Below are 18,365 nucleotides of genomic sequence, written 5' to 3' on the forward strand. Positions count from 1 at the left end.
CCAATCACGAAGGTCTGGCGGCAGGAGCATCGGGGTGTTGCGGTCAATGTTGACGAATTGGGCGCTCATAATGTCTGGATTCTACCAGCGCGACGCGGCGATGAACAGGGAAAGTCCGACAGTCTCTCTACAACTACGACGGCGACAACAGCGACGGGGCGTACCACGGGGGCGTGGGTACCGCGGGGTCCGAGGGCGGCGCGGATTATCGGGCCGCCGCGGGGCCGGCGCGCACGACCAACGGCGTCATCCACGAGTGCATGCGCGGCAACCCGGACTGGTCCAACAAGCTGGTCTGTTTCAGCAATTCCGTGGCCGTATCCGGCTGGCGATTTCCCAAGGTCAACGTGGTCATGGACAAATTCTGCTGGATCGACCCGTACGCCGATCCGACGAACTACTGCAGCCTGGTCAGCGCGCTGGAATCCCAGTACCCCGAGACGCTCTTCGTCTATCTGACCATGCCGCTGTCCGGGTTGAGCTTCGACGAGAACGACGAGCGGAACTCGTTCAACCGGTATGTGCGGTCGTTTTGCTCGGCGAACGACAAGCACCTCCTGGATGTCGCCGACCTCGAGGCCTGGAACGTGGCCGGCGCGCAGCAGGTCTATCTGTCCGGCGGCGTGACCAACCAGAAGATGTCCTTCGACTACTCGCTGGATACCGGCGGGGACTGGCATCTCAACGCCACCGGCCGGCGGCGGATGGCGCTGGGTTGGTACTCCCTGGCCGTCGCGTTGTTCACAACCGACCGCGATGGCGACGGGATCACCGACGGCGACGAACTGCTGGCCGGCACCCGGCCCGCCGATTCCAATTCCACCTTGAGCCTTCGGATCAGTCCCTCCTCGTTCGCCTCCTCCAACGCGGTATTCACGTGGACGTCCTCTTCGGGCCGGTACTACAGCGTGCAGCGGGCCGCCGGCCTTGTCGCCGACGTCAACTGGTCGAACCGGCTGTCCGACCGGCTGGGCGCCAATGCCTTCACGGACACCGTGGACGCGGCGGCCCAGGGTTTCTATCGCCTCTCGGTCCGGCAGTAAGCCGGCACTCCCCCGGGTCGGTTGCGGAACGAGAAACGCACAACGGATCGAGGGGGCTATCTCCGCTGAAAAAAAGCGGGGATGGTGCGCGGACCTTCAAAACAGCGCTATTCACTTTTCTCCAAATACGCGTGGAATTTCCGCGCGCCGATTCCTTTCTATAGAGTGATGCCAAATCCGGGTGAATGCGGTTAGATTTCGGGCTCGCAGGAGCTCGCCCCTCCATGATTCCTGCCACTGGAGGGCGGAGCTCTGCGACGCCGTTCGTACCGCCTCTCACCCGTACCTGGTATGAGACATACGGATGCCCCACAGAAGAAGGGGAACAAAACGGTGCGATGGCGTAAGGCCGGACCCCCGCCGCGGTCGCGCCGGTGAAACAGGAAAAAAGAAGGGGCCGGGAAGGAGGTGAGCGACCGGAGCACGATCGCAAGTGGACAATGTAATGCGGAATGGGTTTTCCCGCGTTTAGGCTATACCCGAAACGGGACCCCGGCAGGTTTGTCCCGCCGGTGAACGAGGCAGGGGATCTGCGCGTGACGCGGTCTTCCCCGTATTCCGAGGCCGTCGGGCCAGCCGGTCGGGGATCGCCCGTGTACGTTCGGGACACCTGTGCGGGCAGCTCGTTCGGCCGGCCTGTCTTTATCGTTGGGCGCTGACCCTGTAAAAGACCGCGGGGGCGGCGGCCGCGGCGCGCTCCACCGTCGTGGTTGCGGCGACGGACACCAGGTTGGTGGCCTCGCCCCACCCGGAGCCGGTCAGCGAGCCGTTGGTATAGACCGTGTACGTCACGCCGGTCTGCCCGGCCCAGGTCACGGAGTACAGGCCGCTGGAGACGCCCGTCGCGATGAGCTCGGGATGGTACAGCACGAGTTCGGCCACGCCGGGCGGCGAGACCACGTACACGGCGCCGGCGTTGGTGGAGACGACGTTGGTGCCGGGGATGCTGTAATCGAACAGCCGCTCGCCGATCAGCAGTTCGTCGAACGTGTCGCTGTTCATGTCGCTCATCGAGGCCAGCGCCCCGCCCGCCTCCGCGAGGGCCTGCGCGCCCTTCAACCGGAACCCGTTCGTGCCGTTGAGGGCTTCCGGGTCCAGCGCGGGCGGGAATAGGTCGCGCCCGAAGACGGCGAATATCTCGCCCGCGCTGGTGCGCCCGTCCGGCGAGAGGGTGGGTGCGCTGCACAGCAGGTCGCCGTAATCGTCCACGTTCAACCGGGCGGCCCCGGCCAGCGCGGAGCCGAAACCGGACCCCGTGTTGGTATAGGCGATCGCGAAGCCGTTGGTCCCGTTGAGATTGGTCACGGAGAGGCTGGCCGGCGGGTGGGTGCGCCCGAAGACGACGTAGACCTCGTTCAGGTTGTACGCGCTGACCGCCGCGTCGAAGAAACCGTCGCCGTTCAAGTCGGAGGCGGCCACTGCGTACCCGCAGTTGCCGAACAACCCGTCGCCGTCGATCCGGAACCCGTTGGTCCCGTTCAAGGCGGCCAGGGAAAGCGAGGCGGTCCGGTTCGTGCTGCCGAACACCGCGTAGGCGCGGCCGGCGGAGAAGAAGTCGGGCGCCGTGTGCGCGCCGATCAGGATGTCGTCCCGGCCGTCGCCGTTGTAATCGCAGAGGGCCGCGAGGGCGTGCCCGGCGCTGTCGGAGGCGCTTTCGCCGGTCAGGATCATGCCGTTCGTGCCGTCGAGCGCGCCGAGATCCAGCGCGGCCGGAAAATTCGTCGCGCCGAAGACCAGGTACACGCGCCCGATGTTGGTCTGCCCGCCGACCTTGGCCTTCTCGGCCCCGACGAGGAAGTCGGCGCGGCCGTCCCCGTTGAAATCGCCGGCCGGGGCGAGGGCGGACGCGCACTGGAAGCCCGCGGCCTCGCCGGCCAGCGTAAACCCGTTGGTTCCGTTGAGGTCGGCGAGGCTGACGTTCAGGGGAAAGCCCGTGGCGCCGAACACGACGTACACCGCGCCCGCGCCGGCGCGGCCCAGGGGGTCGGCCTGCGGCGCGCCAAAGGCGACGTCCGCGCGCCCGTCCCCGTTGATATCGCCGAGCCCGGCGACGCTGGCGCCGAGCTGGTCGTCCGCGGCCAGGCCCGTGACCTGGAACCCGTTGGTGCCGTTGAGAAACGTCGGCTGCTGGGAGGGCAGGGCGGGGCCCGGCCCGAACAGGACATAGGCGCGGCCCTCGCGGAAGCTCGGCGAGTTGAAGAACGGCGCGCCGACCACGATGTCGCCGTGGCCGTCGGCATTGATGTCCCCGGCTGCCGACAACGCGGTGCCCAGGCGGCTTTCATCCGCCGGGCCGACCAGGCGGAATCCGTTGGCGCCGGTCAGCAGGCCGCTCAAGCCGTCGTAGACCGAAAGCACGACGTGGCTGGCAAAGAAGAAGTAGCCCGGCTCCAGGGCGCGCGCCGGCAGCACCGATCCGGCGATCGCGGCCAGCAGCAACAGGTGGAAAAGAAAGCGAGAAATACCACTTCCTGAATGACACTGCACTGACCTACCCACCCCGGCCCGCAAGCAGGCCGCCCCTCCCGGGAGGGGAAATGTGCTTGTTAATGAAAGGTTCCCTCCCCTCCCTCGGAGGGGGCGGGGGTGGGTAAGAAGCGTGCAAAAACGAACTAAAAAAAATGGCGCAATGTTCATGGGCGGATACTCAACAGCGGCAGGCTGAAAAAAGCAAGGCGGGAGCGCGGTGGAGGACGCGCTCCCGCCTGTGCACTGACTGCCTATTTACGAACTGTTTTCTTCAACGTCCGCTGCACAATCTTTTTCGGCGCCCGACCCGTGGTGATGTTGACGGTATGGTTGTCGTTGCCGGCCAGCGTCAGGCTCCAGGCCTGGCCGTTATTGGTTTCCCAGTGGCCCTTCTTGTGGAAGGCGAAGACGACTTCGGAGACGCCTTCCGGAAGGGTGTACGTGGCCCAGCGGACCTTGTTGGCTGACGCCCGCATCGGGATCTGGACGGTGTTTTTCCAGCCGGGCTGCCCGATGACCAGCTTCCACTGGCCGGAGCGGGGGCTCGTCCATTTCACCGTCAGCGTCCTGGCCGCCGCCGGCGCCACGGTTGTTGTGGCGGCAGCCCCGGCCGCCGTCGCGGCCTTGGCGGTCGAAGGCGCGGCGGAGCCGCCGCCACCGCCGGCCGGCTGAACCGGGATGCGCCAGTTCTGGCCGCCGTTGTTGTCCCACGTCCCGGCGTTGTCGTGGAAGCACACGTTGATTTCCGTGGCGCCCGCGGGCACGGTGATCGTGGCCTGGAACCGGCTGATCCGCCCGTTCAGGCCGAACTGCGCGGTGTCATACACGCCCTGCCAGCCGTTGTGCCCGACGTGCGCGTAGATCGGCTTGCCAAAGAGGGGATTGCCTTCGTTGACGTAGAAGTACGAGAGGTTCAACTGCTCGCCGGGGCTCGGGTAGGCCGGCGACCACAGCAGCTTGATGCCCATCGAATCATTGGGAACCGTCGGGCTCAACCCGAGCACCCACTCGATGATGTTGGCGATGGGGAAGTAGGTCGGCCCGTCGAGGTCCGAGTTATTGTTCGTCGCGCTCTGGCCCAGGTTGCCGAAGTAGTCGAGTTCCCACTGGTCCGGCAGGCCGTCGCTGTCGCTGTCGCCCACGGCGGCGGCGATGGAGAAGTCGAAGTCGTTGCCCGCGCTCTGCGCGTAGCCGGTGCCGGCGGCGTTCTTCGCTTCCATCCAGAACTCGACCGACGTCCCCGCGGGGAACGTGCCGAGATCGAACGAGAAGAAATCGAAGATCGGCTTGTTGCTCAAGCCGGCCGGACTGAAGACGCCCTGCACTGTCTGCGCGTTGCTCCAGTCGCCGGGCGTCGTGGTGTAGTGCAACAGGGCGGTACTGCTGCAGCTGGTTTGGACGAGGTTGCCGTTGCCGTTTTCCACCGGTCGCGCGACGATGGTGACCGCCTGGCCGGCGTCGAACTGGCCGAACGAATTGCTGGATTCCTGCGGCGCTCGGCCGTTGGCGCGGGCCTTGGCGTTGTCGTAGCGGTAGGGGTCGAGACCCCAGAAGATCGGCGTTTGCACCGTCACGGAACTCGCCACGGCGGCCCGGTAATCCTGCCCGCCGTTGTTGTCCCAGCGCGTGGTACCCTGGCCGTCGGTGACGGCCAGGGCGTAGCGGACCGTGGTTCCGGCCGCGAATTTTCCGAGGTTCGCGTGCCACCAGTCGTTCGCGCCCGCGCTGCCGCCGAGCGCCATGGCTTTGTTGGTCCAGTTCACGCCGTCCGTCGAGTAGGCGACGCCGGCCGAGACGGCCGCACCGCGGGGCGTGGATTCGATGTTGATCCAGAGATCGTCCGTGGCATCCAACTCGGCGCCGGAGGGCCAGTGATAGGTGTTGCCAATCCAGGTCACCGCGGGGGCGCCGGCGGACCCGGAGGAGATGACGGTATTGAGGCCGCTGTTGTAATCGATGGCCAGCAGGTGCACGGTATTCCCGTCGCGCACGTCCTTGGATACCCAGGAGTTGCCGCCCGCGATCAGCGCCGGGGCGCTCCAGGTCGCGCCGCCGTCCGTGGAAAGCTCGTAGTAACGCAGCTCGTTGCGCGTGGACACCGCGACCAGGCCGGCGTCGATCTTCGCGATGGAATCCACGGTGCCGCCGCCCGGCCAGAAGAGCGTCCAAGTGCCCCAGGCCGCGCCGATGTCCTTGTGGGCCAGGTTCAGGCCCTCCGGGAGCGAGCCGCCGACCATCGCCATGTACACGTGACCCGCGGCGTCCACGTCCAATTGCCCGTCCGCGTACGACTGGCCAGTCGAGCGGTCCACCCAGGTCTGCCCGCCGTCGGTGCTCTCGTGGCAGAAGGGCGTGGAGAAGCCGCCGTACCAACCGATGAGCGAGGAGCTCACGACCATTTTCTGTCCGCGCACCTCGAAGTCCTTCACGTGCACCGTGGCCTTGTAGCTGCTGCGGTCGAAGATCGTGCGCTCGGCCTCCCACGCCGTCGCGTCCTTGTGGATGCGGCGGAACCGGACGCGGGACGTCTCCGGGGCGGTGAAGTTGTCGTAGGCCAGATACGTGTAGGTGTCGTCCGCGCGAAGTTGACCGTAGCGGCTCAACGGGCCCGCGTAGTCGCTGGCGACGTCGATAGGCGCGCTCCAGGTCGCGCCGCCGTTGGCGCTGTTGATCAGGCGGGTCTGGTTGTTGTCGCCGTACAGGACGTGCACGCCGCGGGAGGAGACCGCGATGCGCGGATACGTCATCCCGCCGTTGACCGAAGCCAGTTGCGAGGGAGCCGTCCAGCCCTCGCCGGCTGCCTTCTTGGAGAACAGGACCGTCTCGGGCTGGTTCCAGTCCGCGCGCTCGGCCCATACGGCATGGATCGTGCCGTTGTAGGCGGCGATGTCCATGTACAGCGCGCCGTTGGCCGGGATCGCGGCGGAGGTTGTCCAGCCGACGCTCCCGGTGCTGCTGCCGGGGACGACGTAGGCGTAGTCCTGGGAGTTGTTGTTGTCGTAGATGTGCCCGCCCCAGTCGTCCCAGCCGTGGAAGTAGTACTTCACCGTCGCGCCGGCGGGGAACGCGGCCGCAGGCGTCACGATCCACTTGGAGTTGCCGTCCACATTCCCGTTGTAGGCCATGCCGTGGGTCGTCCACGTCCCGCCGTTGACCTGTACGCCGACCTCGGCGTGGAGGCCGGCGTAATCCTGGTTCATCAGGATCGTGAACGTGCCGGGATTGGAACCCGAGTGGCGGGTGAACGCGCCGTAGGTGCCGATCCAGGTGGGGAAGGCCATCGCGCTCGTGGCGAAGAGGCACAGGCCCAGGGTGAAGAGGATGGAGCGAGTCAGATGTCGCATGTGCTGTCTCCTTGCATTCTTTTGATACTCAAGATTCCGCTTCCTTCCGCGAAATTGGGCAATACAGATACCCGGCCTCCTTAAACAAGTAAAGCGTTTTACTAACTTTTTATAAACAGGCTGTAAACATTGATTAAAATGCATCATTTTTTTGAGGGCGGCAGGCCCCCGTCGCTCTCCGCGATGGACCCCGGCGGGTTATTTCGAGATCACGTACACGGCCGCCGTGGCGCGCAGGCGGCGCAGGCGGGCGATCGGGCGCTGGCCCGTGAGATAGATCACTTCCCGGATGCGCGCGCCGACCGAGCGCGTGAACTCGTCGAACTGCGGGATGGTGATCGCCCGTTCGCGGGGTTCGCCGGACAGCAGGCTCTGCCCCAGTCCGCCGCCGCGCAGGGCCCGGCAGCGGCAGCGCCAGTGCCCCGCGTTGTCGAAAGAAATGATCGCCGCGCTGCCGACCCGCAGCATCTCCTTTGCGACTGTGGAGGGCGCGTCGAGGTAGGCGAGGGTCTGGCTCAAGATCACGAAGTCGAAGGCGCCGTCCCGGTAGTCCGCGAGGCCCTCCTCGATGTTGCCGTGGCGGACCGAGAGCCCGCGCGCGATACAGGCCCGGACGTTCTCCTCGCTCAACTCGACGCCGCGGACCTGCGCCTTTTTCTCGCGGGACAGGCGCTCGAGGAGGGCGCCGTCGCCGCACCCGAGGTCGAGCACGCGCGCGCCCTCGGGGACTAAGCCCACGATGGTGTCGAAGTCGAGTCTTTTTCCCTGCGGCATGCGGATACCTTCGCGCACGGCGCGATGAAGGTCAAGCCGGGGGAATGCGAGGCGTATCCCGTGAGTAATCCAACTGCGGCGTCGCGGAGCTCCGCCCTCCAAAGCTTTTCCGGTTGGAGGGTCGAGCTCCTGCGAGACCGGTCCGAAGGTTATTTCCCGGCGACCCGCGAGAGGAAATCGCGCGAGAGCCCGGCCAGCCGGTCCGTTTCCAGCAGGAAGCTGTCGTGGCCGTAGTCGCTGCGGATCTCGACGTAGGTGACGTCGATGCCGTTCTGGAGCAGGGCGCGGACCAGTTCCTCCGATTGCTCGGGCGGGTAGAGCCAGTCGGAGGAATAGCTAACGACCAGGAACCGCGCCGTCACTTTTTGGAAGGCGTCCGCGAGCGAGGCGTGCCCGAGGGCGAGGTCGAAGTAGTCGATGGCCTTCGTGATGAACAGGAACGAGTTGGCGTCGAACCGCTGGGTGAAGTGGTCGCCCTGGTGCTTGAGGTAGCTCTCCACGGCGAACTCCGTCGCAAAGTCGAAGCCGTATTTCTGGCGCTCCTGCAGCCGCCGCCCGAACTTCTCCCTCATGGACGTGTCGCTCAAGTATGTGATGTGCCCGACCATCCGGGCGACCGACAGGCCGTCCTTGGGCGCCTCTTCCCTGGTGTATTTCCCGCGCTTCCATTTCGGGTCGGCATAGATCGCCTGGCGCGCGACCTCGTTGAACGCGATGCTCTGCGGCGACACCTGGGCGGTGGCCGCGAGCACGATCGCGCTGCGGACGCGCGCGGGGTACGAAATGGTCCACTGCAGGGCCTGCATCCCCCCCATGCTGCCGCCGACCACCGAGAGCAGCGTTTCGATGCCGAGGCGATCCAGGAGGAGCCGCTGTGCCTCCACCATGTCGGCGACGGTCACCACGGGAAACTCCAGGGCATACGGTTGGCCGGTCTTGGGATTGATCGAGGAGGGGCCGGTGCTCCCCTGGCAGCCGCCGATCACGTTCGAGCAGATGAAGAAGTACTTGTCCGTGTCGAAGGCCCGGCCGGGCCCGACGGCGTTGTCCCACCAGCCGGGCTTCCGGTCAGATGCCGAGTGCCGTCCGGCGACATGGGCGTCCCCGGAGAGCGCGTGCAGGATCAGGACCGCGTTGCTATGGTCCTTGTTCAGGGTGCCGTAGGTTTCATAGGCCAGCGTGAAAGGCGCGTGCAGCGTCGCCCCGCTTTGCAGTTTGAGCGGCTCCTGGAACGTCGCAAACTCCGTTTTAACGATCATCATTTCCTCTCCCGGCCAGTCGGCGAATGCACAAGGTACCAAGATTCATGGCCTGTTGCCAATTGAGAGATAAGCAAAGAATGTCATACGGTTTATTTGACATTCAGTTATCTTGATATAATCTATCGATATAATAGGGAAATTGCTACATAGGGGATTAAGATGAAAGCCTATATTAAGTGGATCGCTGCTTTGGCCGTCCTCCCTGGGGCTATACATGAGGTTGTGGCCACGAATGGGGATAACCTTGAAGGTGTCGGCACGGTTTCGGAGGCACTGGGTGGTACGGGGGTCGCGGCGCCACAGGATGGATTAACGGCGCTCGTGAACAACCCAGCGGGCCTCTCCTTTGTCCCGCGCGATGGGGACAGAGAATTGACGGTTGGCCTGACACTGTTCCATCCGACTGTGGACGCGCGCATTACGACCCCGGAGGGAACGCTGGCCGGGGGGAGCGATGATCCTGTCTCGCTGATTCCGTTCCTGGCCTACAGCCAGCCGCTGAATGACCGATGGAGCGCCGGCGTCGGCGCCTATGGCGTGTCCGGCATGGGCGTGGATTACCGCGGCAAGGGCTGGGACCTGGACGGCAATCCGGCCAACGGATTCGAGGGCGACCTGTTCTCGAAATACAGCAGCTTGAAGGTCGCGCCGGCCGTGTCCTACAAGGTGAGCGAAGCGCTCTCGCTGGGCGCGGCGGTCCACGGCAACTACAGCACGCTCGATCTCGGCCAGGACAAGACGGACGCCTTCAGCGCGGGCGCGGCCGTCGGCGCGGTCTACCGGGTCGGCCCGCTGCAGCTCGGTGCGAGTTACACGACCCCGCAGAAGTCCACGTTTGACGGCGTGTTCAATTTCGATTCCTTCACCGGCGACACCGAGGCGGACTCGCTGGCGCTCGAGCAGCCCGCCGTGTACGCGGGCGGCGTGGCCTGGCTGCCGAACGATCAATGGCTGCTGGAGCTCAATGCCAAATACCTTCCGTGGGGCGATTCCGAAGGGTACGAGGATTTCGACTGGGATAACCAGTGGGTCTTTGCCGCCGGCGCGCAGTTCAAGGCTACGGAAAAGCTGGCGCTGCGCGCGGGCTTCAACTACGCGGAGAACCCCGTGCGAGAGCACGTCGGCTTCGACCCCGCCGGCGGGACGGTCGTGCAGGGCAAGCAGGTCCCGACGCTCGGTTACGAGCTGATCCGGAACATCGGTTTCCCGGCGATCGTGGAGTCGCATCTCACCCTGGGCTTCGGCTACCGGCTGACCGGGCGGCTGACGCTGAACGCGGCGTACGCGCACGTCTTTGAGAAGGATATCCGCAGCGTGTCCGCCGGCGATGCCATCGCGCTGGAATCCACGCTGTCCGAGGATTCGCTGGGCATCGGCCTGGCGTGGGCGTTGGATTAAGCGGCGGGTGCAAAGCGAGGAAGCCATGGCCGAGAAAAACAAGCTTTCGATCATCTGCATGAGCGGCGATTTCGACAAGGCGATCGCCGTCTTCACGCTGGCCTCGGGTGCCGCGGCAGTGAACTACGAGGTCAACGTCTTCTTCACGTTCTGGGGCCTGAACAACATCAAGAAGAAGACCGGGCGGAGTTTCATCGGGAAGGGGCTGCTGGCGCGCGCGTTCAACTTCCTGCTGGGCGGGCGGCGGAACCTGCCGTTGAGCCGGCTGAACTTCGCGGGTGCGAGCCCGCGGCTGATGAACGGCCTGATGAAAAGTCGCAACGTGGCGACCCTGGAGGAGCTGTTCCGGGCCTCGATCGAGCTCGGCGTGAATCTCTACGCCTGCGAAATGGCCATGCAGGTGCTCGGGCTGACGAAAGACGACTTCATTCCCGAGGTCAAGCAGGTGCTCGGCGTCGCCACGTTCCTTGACTTGTCGCGCGGAGGGCAGACCTTGTTCATATGAGCACGTTCACGCTGGATATCACGCGGGACCACTGCCCGATGACCTTCGTTAAGGCGAAACTCCAGTTGGAGCGGATGGCCGTGGGCGATGTGCTGGAGATCCTGTTGAAGGAAGGGGAGCCGCTGCAGAACGTCCCGCGGACCTGCCGGGAACAGGGCTTCAAGGTCCTGGAGGTCGCCCGTGTGCGGGACGACGTGCACAAGGTTGTGGTGAAAAAATAGGAGGCGGGCCATTTCAACCGGATCGCAGCACCTGGATACGCTGCTGGTTCATGGCGGCCTGGAGCCGGGCCCGGCCGGCGCGACGGTTCCGCCCGTCGTGCAATCCGCCGCGTTTGCCCATGGCACGGCGGAGGAATTGGAGGATATCTTCCGCGGCCGCGCCGCGGGCAAGGTCTATACCCGGCTAGCCAATCCGACCACGGAGGCGCTGGAGAAACGGCTGGCCGCGCTGGAAGGCGGCGGCGCGGTTATCGCCGCCGCGTCGGGCATGGCCGCCATCACGACGGCCGTGTTGACCATCCTGCGCGCCGGCGACGAGATCCTGTCATCCTCGTCGCTTTTCGGCGGCACGTTTTCCCTGTTCCGGGACACGCTTTCCCACTACGGCATCACGGCACGCTTCGTGGACCCGTGCGACCCGGACGGTTTCCGCGCGGCGATCCACGAACGGACGCGCCTGCTGTTCGTCGAGACGATCGGCAATCCGAAGCTCGACGTGCCGGATATCCCCGCGCTGGCCGCGATCGCCCATGAAGCGGGGCTTCCGCTGCTGGCCGACACGACGGTCACCACGCCGTACCTCGCCGGCGGCGCGCGGCTCGGAGCCGATATCCTTGTGTGCTCCACCACCAAGTACATCAACGGGACCGGCGCGACCCTGGGCGGCGCGACCCTGGGCGGCGCGATCGTGGACCGCGGGGTCTTCGACTGGAACAACCCGAACTTCCCGCACTTCAACGAGTTTCACCGCAAGTTCCGCGAGTTCGCGTTCACCGCCCGCGCGCGCAAGCTGGTGCACAAGGATCTCGGGGCCTGCCCGGCGCCGTTCAACTCGTTCCTCCTCGCCGAGGGGCTCCAGACGCTTGGGCTGCGCATGGAGCGGCACTGCGCGAACGCGTTGGCGCTGGCCCGGTTTCTCAAGGGCCACCCGCGCGTCGCGCGGGTGAACTATCCGGGGCTGGAGGACTCGCCGCATCACACCGTGGCCTCCCGGCTCTATGGGGGGCGCTACGGTGGACTGGTCACCTTCGGCGTCGGGGACCGGGCCGCGGCCTTCCGGGTGATCAACCGGCTCCGCCTGGCCAGGATCGCCGCCAACATCGGCGACGCCAAGACGCTTGTGCTCCACCCGGCCAGCACGATCTGCGCGGAATACACGGCGGAGGAAAGGGCAAGGCTGGGCGCCGCGGAAGACCTGGTCCGGGTATCGGCCGGCATCGAGGATCCCCGCGACATCATCGAGGACTTCCGAAGCGCCTTGGAAGCGTGATATAAAGGAAAACCCATGACCATCACGGTAAACGGGAAAACGACCGAGGTACCGGACAACCCCGCGCGGACGGTCGATTCGCTGCTGGAGGAGTTGAACGTGACCGACCGGCTGTACGTCAGCGTGGAGTTGAACGGCGATATCCTGGACCGTGCGGCCCACGGGGCCACGCCGGTTCGGGCGGGGGACGCGATCGAGTTCCTGTACTTCATGGGCGGAGGAAGCGCGGCATGCTGACGGAAAGCCAGGTGGAGCGGTATTCCCGGCACATCCTGCTCAAGGACGTGGGCGGGGTGGGGCAGCAGAAGCTGCTGGACGGCCGCGTGCTGATCATCGGCGCGGGCGGCCTGGGTTCGCCCGCGGCGCTCTACCTTGCCGCCGCCGGCGTCGGCACGATCGGGATCACGGACGCGGACGCGGTGGACGTGACGAACCTGCAGCGGCAGGTCATCCACTTCACGCCGGACGTGGGCAAGCCGAAGACGCAGTCCGCGGCGGAGAAAATGCGCGCGATCAACCCGGACGTCACGGTCATCCCCATCCAGGAGTGGATCGGCGCCGCGAACATCGCGCGGCTCGTCGCCGGCTACGATTTTGTGATCGATGCTACGGATAACTTCGCGTCGAAGTTCCTGATCAACGACGCCTGCGTGCTGGGAGGCAAGGCGTATTCCCACGGCGGCGTGCTCCGGTTCGACGGGCAGACCCTCACGGTCAAGCCCCGGGAGTCGGCCTGCTATCGCTGCCTGTTCCCGAAGCCGCCGCCGCGGGACGCCATCCCGACCTGTGCGCAGGCGGGGGTGCTGGGCGTGCTTCCGGGCGTGCTGGGCCTGATCCAGGCGACGGAGGCGATCAAGTTCCTGCTGGGGCTGGGCGACCTGCTGACCGGCCGGCTGCTGACCTACAACGCGCTCGCGATGCGGTTCCGCGAGGTGCCCGTGAAGCGCAACCCGCGCTGCCCGGTCTGCGGCGACGCGCCGACCATCACCGAAGTGCGCGACGAACCCGGCGCCCTGAACGTTTGCGATACGGAGCCGTCCTGATGCTGACCATCCCGCGCGCGATTCATGACGCGATGGTGGCGCATGCCCGACGCGACTTTCCCCTCGAAGCCTGCGGGATTCTCGGCGGGAAGGCCGGGGTGGTGAGCGAGCACTACCCGATGGCCAATACCGACCGGAGCCGGGAGCATTTCATGATGGAGCCCCGGGAGCAGTTTGCCGTGGCCAAGGACCTGCGGGCCAAGGGGAAGGACATGCTCGCGATTTACCATTCCCATCCGGACACCCCGGCCCGGCCGTCCGCGGAGGACATCCGCCTGGCCCTGACGCCCGGCGTTTCGTACGTGATCATTTCCCTGGCCGGTGAGACCCCGGATGTGAAATCGTTTCGCATCGAGCGCGGCTCCGCCGCTGGTGAAGAGATCATTCTCGCCGACTCGTAAGCCCCGCGGCCCCGCAAAGGAGTTGTATTTTCTCGACTTCCCCGGGGGCATTCTTTATGAATTCCCTCTCTTTTCGAAGACGGATGGAAGATCATGGCGGGGACTGCCTGCGGGGTTCCCGGGGAGAGGAGCATCATGGCCGAAGAACTTCAGCATCTGATCGACCGAATCCAGAAGGAGGGCGTGGAGAAGGCCGACGCCCAGGCGGCGAAGATCATCGCGCAGGCCAAGGAAAAGGCCGCCGCCCATGTGCGGGAGGCCGAAGAGAAGGGCAAAACGCTGGTGGCCAAGGGCGAAAAGGACGCCCAGGCCTTCATGGAGCGCAGCATCCGCAGCCTCGAGCAGGCCGCCCGCGATCTCCTGATCACCGTCGGCCAGGGCGTGGAGAACATTTTGAGCGACCTGGTCGCCGAATCCGTGGACAAGGCGCTGACGATCCAGGTCCTCGAGCAGATGCTCGTCAAGATGGCCGAGTCCTACGCCGCCCGCGGCGGCGAGGAGAGCCGGATCGAACTGCTGGTGAACGAAAAGGACCAGCAGGAGATCGTCAAGTTCTTCGGCGACCGCTACAAGGAGCAACTGGTCCGCGGGGTCAAGCTCCACGTGGACAACGACATCTTCAAGGGCTTCAAGGTCTCCTTCGCGGACGGGCGCGTGCAGCACGACTTCACCCGTGAGGCCATCGCCGAGTCGCTGGTCAACTTCCTCCGGCCGCAGTTGGCCGAGATCGTCCACCGCGTGGCGCGGGAAGGCTCGCAAACGGACAAGGGATAAGCCGGCGTGAAGCCCTATTACCTGGTCGCGAGTCTGCCGACGCTGGTCCTGGGGGATCCGCTCCCCCTGGACGCCGAGGCGTTTCGCGCGGCGTGCGCGAACATGCTGGACGACTCGGAAATGGCGGAACTGACCCTGATGCTCGAAGACCGCGTGGACGAGGCCTCGTCCGGCTTCGCGAAGGCGTGGCTCAACGCGGACCGGCAGTTGCGCAATGCGGTCGCCCGCGTGCGGGCCGGGCGCCGCTCGGCCGAGGTGCGGTCCTTCCTCCGCGAGCACGAAGGCTACGACGTGGGGATCGAGAAAGCGGTTACGGACGCTTACACCCGGCCGGATCCTCTGGAGCGGGAACTGTTTCTCGACCGGTACCGCTGGCAGCGTCTGGACGATTTGGCGCGCGAGGAGCCTTTCGGGTTCGCCGCCGTGCTGGCCTATGCCTTGAAGCTGCGCCTGTCCGCGCGCTGGGCGGGCCTGAACGATGAGGCCGGCGCGGCGCGATTGACCGAGCTGTTGAAGGAATTGGATAAAACAGAGCAGAAGACCTGAACACCGAAACCTTTTGCCGCCCGGGTGGCGGAATGGCAGACGCAACGGACTTAAAATCCGTTGGCCTTAGGGCCGTGCGGGTTCGACTCCCGCCCCGGGCACCCGGATCAAGATGAACGTAAGAGAAGATGAACCACGGAGGACACGGAGGAGCACGGAGGGGGGAATAAGCTGTCTGTGTACCTCTGTGCCCTCCGTGGTTAACAACTCCTCGGGGAGATCGCCATGAGCGAGAACATCGGAAAAGTCGTCGGGGTGAACGGCAACCTGCTGACCGTCGAGTTCGACCAGCCGGTCACACAGAACGAGGTGGGCTTCGCCACGCTCGGCGACCTGAAGCTCAAGAGCGAGGTCATCCGCATCCGCGGCCGGCGCGCGGAGCTGCAGGTCTTCGAGGACACCACGGGGCTCAAAGTCGGCGATCCGGTCGAGTTCACCGGCGACCTGCTCGCGGTCGAACTCGGGCCGGGCCTGCTGACCCAGATTTACGACGGCCTCCAGAACCCGTTGCCGGCGCTGGCCGAGAAGTGCGGGTTCTTCCTCCAGCGCGGCACCTATTTGCAGTCGCTCGACCGCCAGCGGAAATGGGCGTTCACTCCGTCGGCGAAGAAGGGCGACACGGTGCAGGCCGGCGACAAGCTCGGCAGCGTGCCGGAGGGCATCTTCGAGCACCGGATCATGGTCCCGTTCGGCGTGCGAGGGAAATGCACGGTGGACGAGGTCGCCGGCGCGGGCGAGTACCGCGTCGAGGACGTCGTGGCGAAGATGAGAAACGAGCGCGGCGACGTGCTCGAGGTCCGGATGATGCAGCGCTGGCCGGTGAAGTTCCCGATCCGTGCCTACGCCGAGCGGCTCCGTCCCGTCGATCCGCTGATCACCAAGGTCCGCATCGTGGACACGTTCTTCCCGGTCGCGCGGGGCGGGACGTACTGCATCCCCGGCCCCTTCGGCGCGGGCAAGACGGTGCTCCAGCAGATCACCAGCCGCTACGCGGACGTGGACGTCGTGATCATCGCGGCGTGCGGCGAGCGCGCGGGCGAGGTGGTGGAGACCCTGCGCGAGTTCCCGGAGCTCACCGATCCGCGCACGGGGAAGAGCCTGATGGAGCGTACGCTGATCATCTGCAACACCAGCTCGATGCCGGTCGCCGCGCGCGAGGCGTCGGTGTACACCGCCGTGACGATCGCGGAGTACTACCGGCAGATGGGCCTGCACGTCCTGCTCCTGGCCGACTCGACCAGCCGGTGGGCGCAGGCGCTGCGCGAGGTCTCCGGCCGCCTGGAGGAGATCCCGGGCGAGGAGGCCTTCCCGGCCTACCTCGAATCGGTCATCGCGGCCTTCTACGAGCGCGGCGGGCTGGTGAAGCTGCGCGACGGCGGGGTGGGCTCGGTGACGATCGGCGGCACGGTCAGCCCGGCCGGCGGCAACTTCGAGGAGCCGGTGACGCAGAGCACGCTGAAGGTCGTGGGCGCGTTCCACGGCCTCTCGCGCGAGCGGTCCGACGCGCGGCGCTATCCCGCGATCCATCCCCTGGAAAGCTGGAGCAAGTACCCGAGCGTGGTGTCCGACGAGGACGTGCGCGAGGCGCGACATATCCTGCGCCAGGGCAACGAGGTCGGGCAGATGATGAAGGTCGTCGGCGAGGAGGGCACCTCGCTGGACGATTTCACGCTCTACCTGAAGGGCGAGTTCGTGGACGCCGTGTACCTCCAACAGGACGCCTACCACGCCGTGGACGCGGCGACGTCGTCCGCGCGCCAGCAGTACGTGTTCGAGCGGCTGGTGAAGATCCTGCGGACGAAGATGGCCTTCGACGATAAGGACGGCGCCCGGAAGTTCTTCCAGCAGCTGACCCAGGCGACGAAGGACTGGAACCGCGCGCCGATGCCCGGCGACGGAAAGAAGGCGGACCCGGAAGGCGAGAAGCAGTTCAAGGACCTGGAGGCCCGCATCGGCAAGATGATCGAGGAGGTCGCGGACTATGCATAAGATCTACCACCGGATCGACAAGATCGCCGGCAACGTCATCACCGTCGAGGCCACCAACGTCAGCTACCGCGAGCTGGCGCAGGTCACGTCGCGGCAGGGCACCTCGCTCGCGCAGGTGATCCGGCTGGACGGCGACCGCGTGTCGCTCCAGGTCTTCACCGGCAGCCGCGGCATCGCCACGGACGCCGAGGTGCGGTTCCTGGGCCACCCGATGCAGACGGCCTTCTCCGAGGCGCTGCTCGGCCGCGTGTTCACGGGCAGCGGCACGCCCCGGGACAAGGGGCCGCCGATCGCGGAGAACATGATCAATATCGGCGGGCCGTCCGTGAACCCGGCCAAGCGCATCATCCCGCGGCACATGGTCCGCACGGGCATCCCGATGATCGACGTGTTCAACACGCTGGTCGAGTCGCAGAAGCTGCCCGTGTTCTCCGTCGCCGGCGAGCCGTATAACCCGCTGCTCGCGCGGATCGCGCTGCAGGCCGAGGTGGACATCATCATCCTCGGCGGCATGGGCCTGAAGCACGACGACTACCTGTTTTTCCGGGACTACCTGGAGGAGCACGGCGCGCTCGCGCGGGCCGTGCTGTTCGTCCACACGGCCGCCGACCCGACGGTGGAATGCCTCATGGTGCCGGACATCAGCCTCGCCGTGGCCGAGCAGTTCGCCCTGCAGAACAAGCGCGTCCTGGTGCTGCTGACGGACATGACCAACTTCGCGGACTCGCTCAAGGAGATCGCGATCACGATGGAGCAGATCCCCTCGAACCGCGGCTACCCGGGCGACCTCTACAGCCAGCTCGCGGCGCGCTACGAGAAGGCCGTGGACTTCGACACCGCCGGCTCGATCACCGTGCTGGCCGTCACCACGATGCCCGGCGACGACGTGACGCACCCGGTGCCGGACAACACGGGCTACATCACCGAGGGCCAGTTCTACCTCCGCAACGGGCGCATCGAGCCGTTCGGCTCGTTGAGCCGCCTGAAGCAGCTCGTCAACAACAAGACCCGCGAGGACCACCGGACGATCATGAACACCATGATCCAGCTCTACGCGGGCTACAAGGAGACCCTCGAGAAGCAGGCCATGGGCTTCCGGATGAGCAACTGGGACCGCAAGCTGCTGAAGTACGGCGAGCGGTTCGAGAAGGAGCTGATGGACTTGAGCGTCAACATCCCGCTCGAAGAGGCGCTCGACCTTGGCTGGCGCATCCTGGCCGACTGCTTCGAACCGGCGGAAACCGGGATCCCGTCCAAGTTCATCGAGAAATTCTGGCCGAAGACGGCGAAGACGCAGGAAGCGGTCGAGACCGCGACGAAATAGCC

Annotated in this window: 16 protein-coding genes and 1 tRNA gene; 13 read left to right on the forward strand and 4 right to left on the reverse strand. The window is 65.8% G+C overall.

Annotated features, from left to right (window positions below):
• The first annotated feature begins 173 nt into the window (after nucleotides 1–173).
• Nucleotides 174–1,043, forward strand: coding sequence for a hypothetical protein (locus tag KA248_06710; GenBank protein MBP7829592.1), 870 nt, complete (start codon nucleotides 174–176; stop codon nucleotides 1,041–1,043).
• 642 nt (nucleotides 1,044–1,685) lie between these two features.
• Here the strand turns inward: KA248_06710 and KA248_06715 are convergent.
• The 4 genes from KA248_06715 to KA248_06730 form a co-directional block, all read right to left on the reverse strand.
• A complete protein-coding gene (locus KA248_06715) occupies nucleotides 1,686–3,530 on the reverse strand; it encodes an FG-GAP repeat protein (protein ID MBP7829593.1) in 1,845 nt (614 codons plus the stop codon).
• A gap of 233 nt (nucleotides 3,531–3,763) precedes the next feature.
• Entirely contained in the window at nucleotides 3,764–6,856 is a 3,093-nt protein-coding gene (locus KA248_06720; GenBank protein ID MBP7829594.1) for a hypothetical protein, read from the reverse strand.
• Nucleotides 6,857–7,054: 198 nt separating this feature from the next.
• Nucleotides 7,055–7,630 carry a methyltransferase domain-containing protein gene (locus tag KA248_06725; protein MBP7829595.1) on the reverse strand — a complete coding sequence of 192 codons (576 nt, stop codon included), beginning with the start codon at nucleotides 7,628–7,630 and terminating at the stop codon, nucleotides 7,055–7,057.
• A 149-nt stretch (nucleotides 7,631–7,779) separates the two neighbouring features.
• On the reverse strand, nucleotides 7,780–8,892 hold the full coding sequence (locus tag KA248_06730; protein ID MBP7829596.1) for a homoserine O-acetyltransferase: 1,113 nt from the start codon (nucleotides 8,890–8,892) through the stop codon (nucleotides 7,780–7,782).
• 222 nt (nucleotides 8,893–9,114) lie between these two features.
• On the opposite strand from KA248_06730, the gene KA248_06735 reads away from it, so the two are divergent.
• The 12 genes from KA248_06735 (at nucleotide 9,115) to KA248_06790 (ending at nucleotide 18,363) form a co-directional block, all read left to right on the forward strand.
• Nucleotides 9,115–10,290 carry an outer membrane protein transport protein gene (locus KA248_06735; GenBank protein MBP7829597.1) on the forward strand — a complete coding sequence of 392 codons (1,176 nt, stop codon included), beginning with the start codon at nucleotides 9,115–9,117 and terminating at the stop codon, nucleotides 10,288–10,290.
• A 25-nt stretch (nucleotides 10,291–10,315) separates the two neighbouring features.
• A complete protein-coding gene (locus KA248_06740; GenBank protein ID MBP7829598.1) occupies nucleotides 10,316–10,795 on the forward strand; it encodes a DsrE/DsrF/DrsH-like family protein in 480 nt (159 codons plus the stop codon).
• Nucleotides 10,792–11,016, forward strand: a complete 225-nt coding sequence (locus KA248_06745; GenBank protein ID MBP7829599.1) for a sulfurtransferase TusA family protein — start codon at nucleotides 10,792–10,794, stop codon at nucleotides 11,014–11,016. Before KA248_06740 ends, KA248_06745 begins: the two co-directional genes overlap by 4 nt.
• A 10-nt stretch (nucleotides 11,017–11,026) precedes the next feature.
• The gene (locus tag KA248_06750) at nucleotides 11,027–12,286 is read left to right on the forward strand and encodes an O-acetylhomoserine aminocarboxypropyltransferase/cysteine synthase (protein MBP7829600.1); all 1,260 of its coding nucleotides are present in this window, start codon (nucleotides 11,027–11,029) and stop codon (nucleotides 12,284–12,286) included.
• Between the two features lie 15 nt (nucleotides 12,287–12,301).
• Nucleotides 12,302–12,523 (forward strand): sulfur carrier protein ThiS, encoded by a 222-nt coding sequence (gene thiS, locus KA248_06755; GenBank protein ID MBP7829601.1) that lies wholly within the window; start codon nucleotides 12,302–12,304, stop codon nucleotides 12,521–12,523.
• Nucleotides 12,517–13,329 carry a molybdopterin-synthase adenylyltransferase MoeB gene (moeB, locus tag KA248_06760; protein ID MBP7829602.1) on the forward strand — a complete coding sequence of 271 codons (813 nt, stop codon included), beginning with the start codon at nucleotides 12,517–12,519 and terminating at the stop codon, nucleotides 13,327–13,329. The genes thiS and moeB overlap by 7 nt, the downstream gene beginning before the upstream one ends.
• Nucleotides 13,329–13,730 (forward strand): M67 family metallopeptidase, encoded by a 402-nt coding sequence (locus KA248_06765; protein ID MBP7829603.1) that lies wholly within the window; start codon nucleotides 13,329–13,331, stop codon nucleotides 13,728–13,730. The genes moeB and KA248_06765 overlap by 1 nt, the downstream gene beginning before the upstream one ends.
• Before the next feature lie 135 nt (nucleotides 13,731–13,865).
• On the forward strand, nucleotides 13,866–14,504 hold the full coding sequence (locus tag KA248_06770; GenBank protein ID MBP7829604.1) for an ATPase: 639 nt from the start codon (nucleotides 13,866–13,868) through the stop codon (nucleotides 14,502–14,504).
• Nucleotides 14,505–14,510: 6 nt separating this feature from the next.
• Nucleotides 14,511–15,050, forward strand: coding sequence for a DUF2764 family protein (locus KA248_06775; protein MBP7829605.1), 540 nt, complete (start codon nucleotides 14,511–14,513; stop codon nucleotides 15,048–15,050).
• 18 nt (nucleotides 15,051–15,068) lie between these two features.
• A tRNA-Leu gene (locus tag KA248_06780) sits at nucleotides 15,069–15,151 on the forward strand.
• A 124-nt stretch (nucleotides 15,152–15,275) separates the two neighbouring features.
• Nucleotides 15,276–17,039 carry a V-type ATP synthase subunit A gene (locus KA248_06785; protein ID MBP7829606.1) on the forward strand — a complete coding sequence of 588 codons (1,764 nt, stop codon included), beginning with the start codon at nucleotides 15,276–15,278 and terminating at the stop codon, nucleotides 17,037–17,039.
• Complete coding sequence (locus tag KA248_06790) at nucleotides 17,032–18,363, forward strand: V-type ATP synthase subunit B (protein ID MBP7829607.1); 1,332 nt, start codon at nucleotides 17,032–17,034, stop codon at nucleotides 18,361–18,363. Before KA248_06785 ends, KA248_06790 begins: the two co-directional genes overlap by 8 nt.
• Nucleotides 18,364–18,365: the final 2 nt, after the last annotated feature.

Source organism: Kiritimatiellia bacterium, from assembly GCA_018001225.1.
Lineage (GTDB): Bacteria > Verrucomicrobiota > Kiritimatiellia > CAIQIC01 > JAGNIJ01 > JAGNIJ01.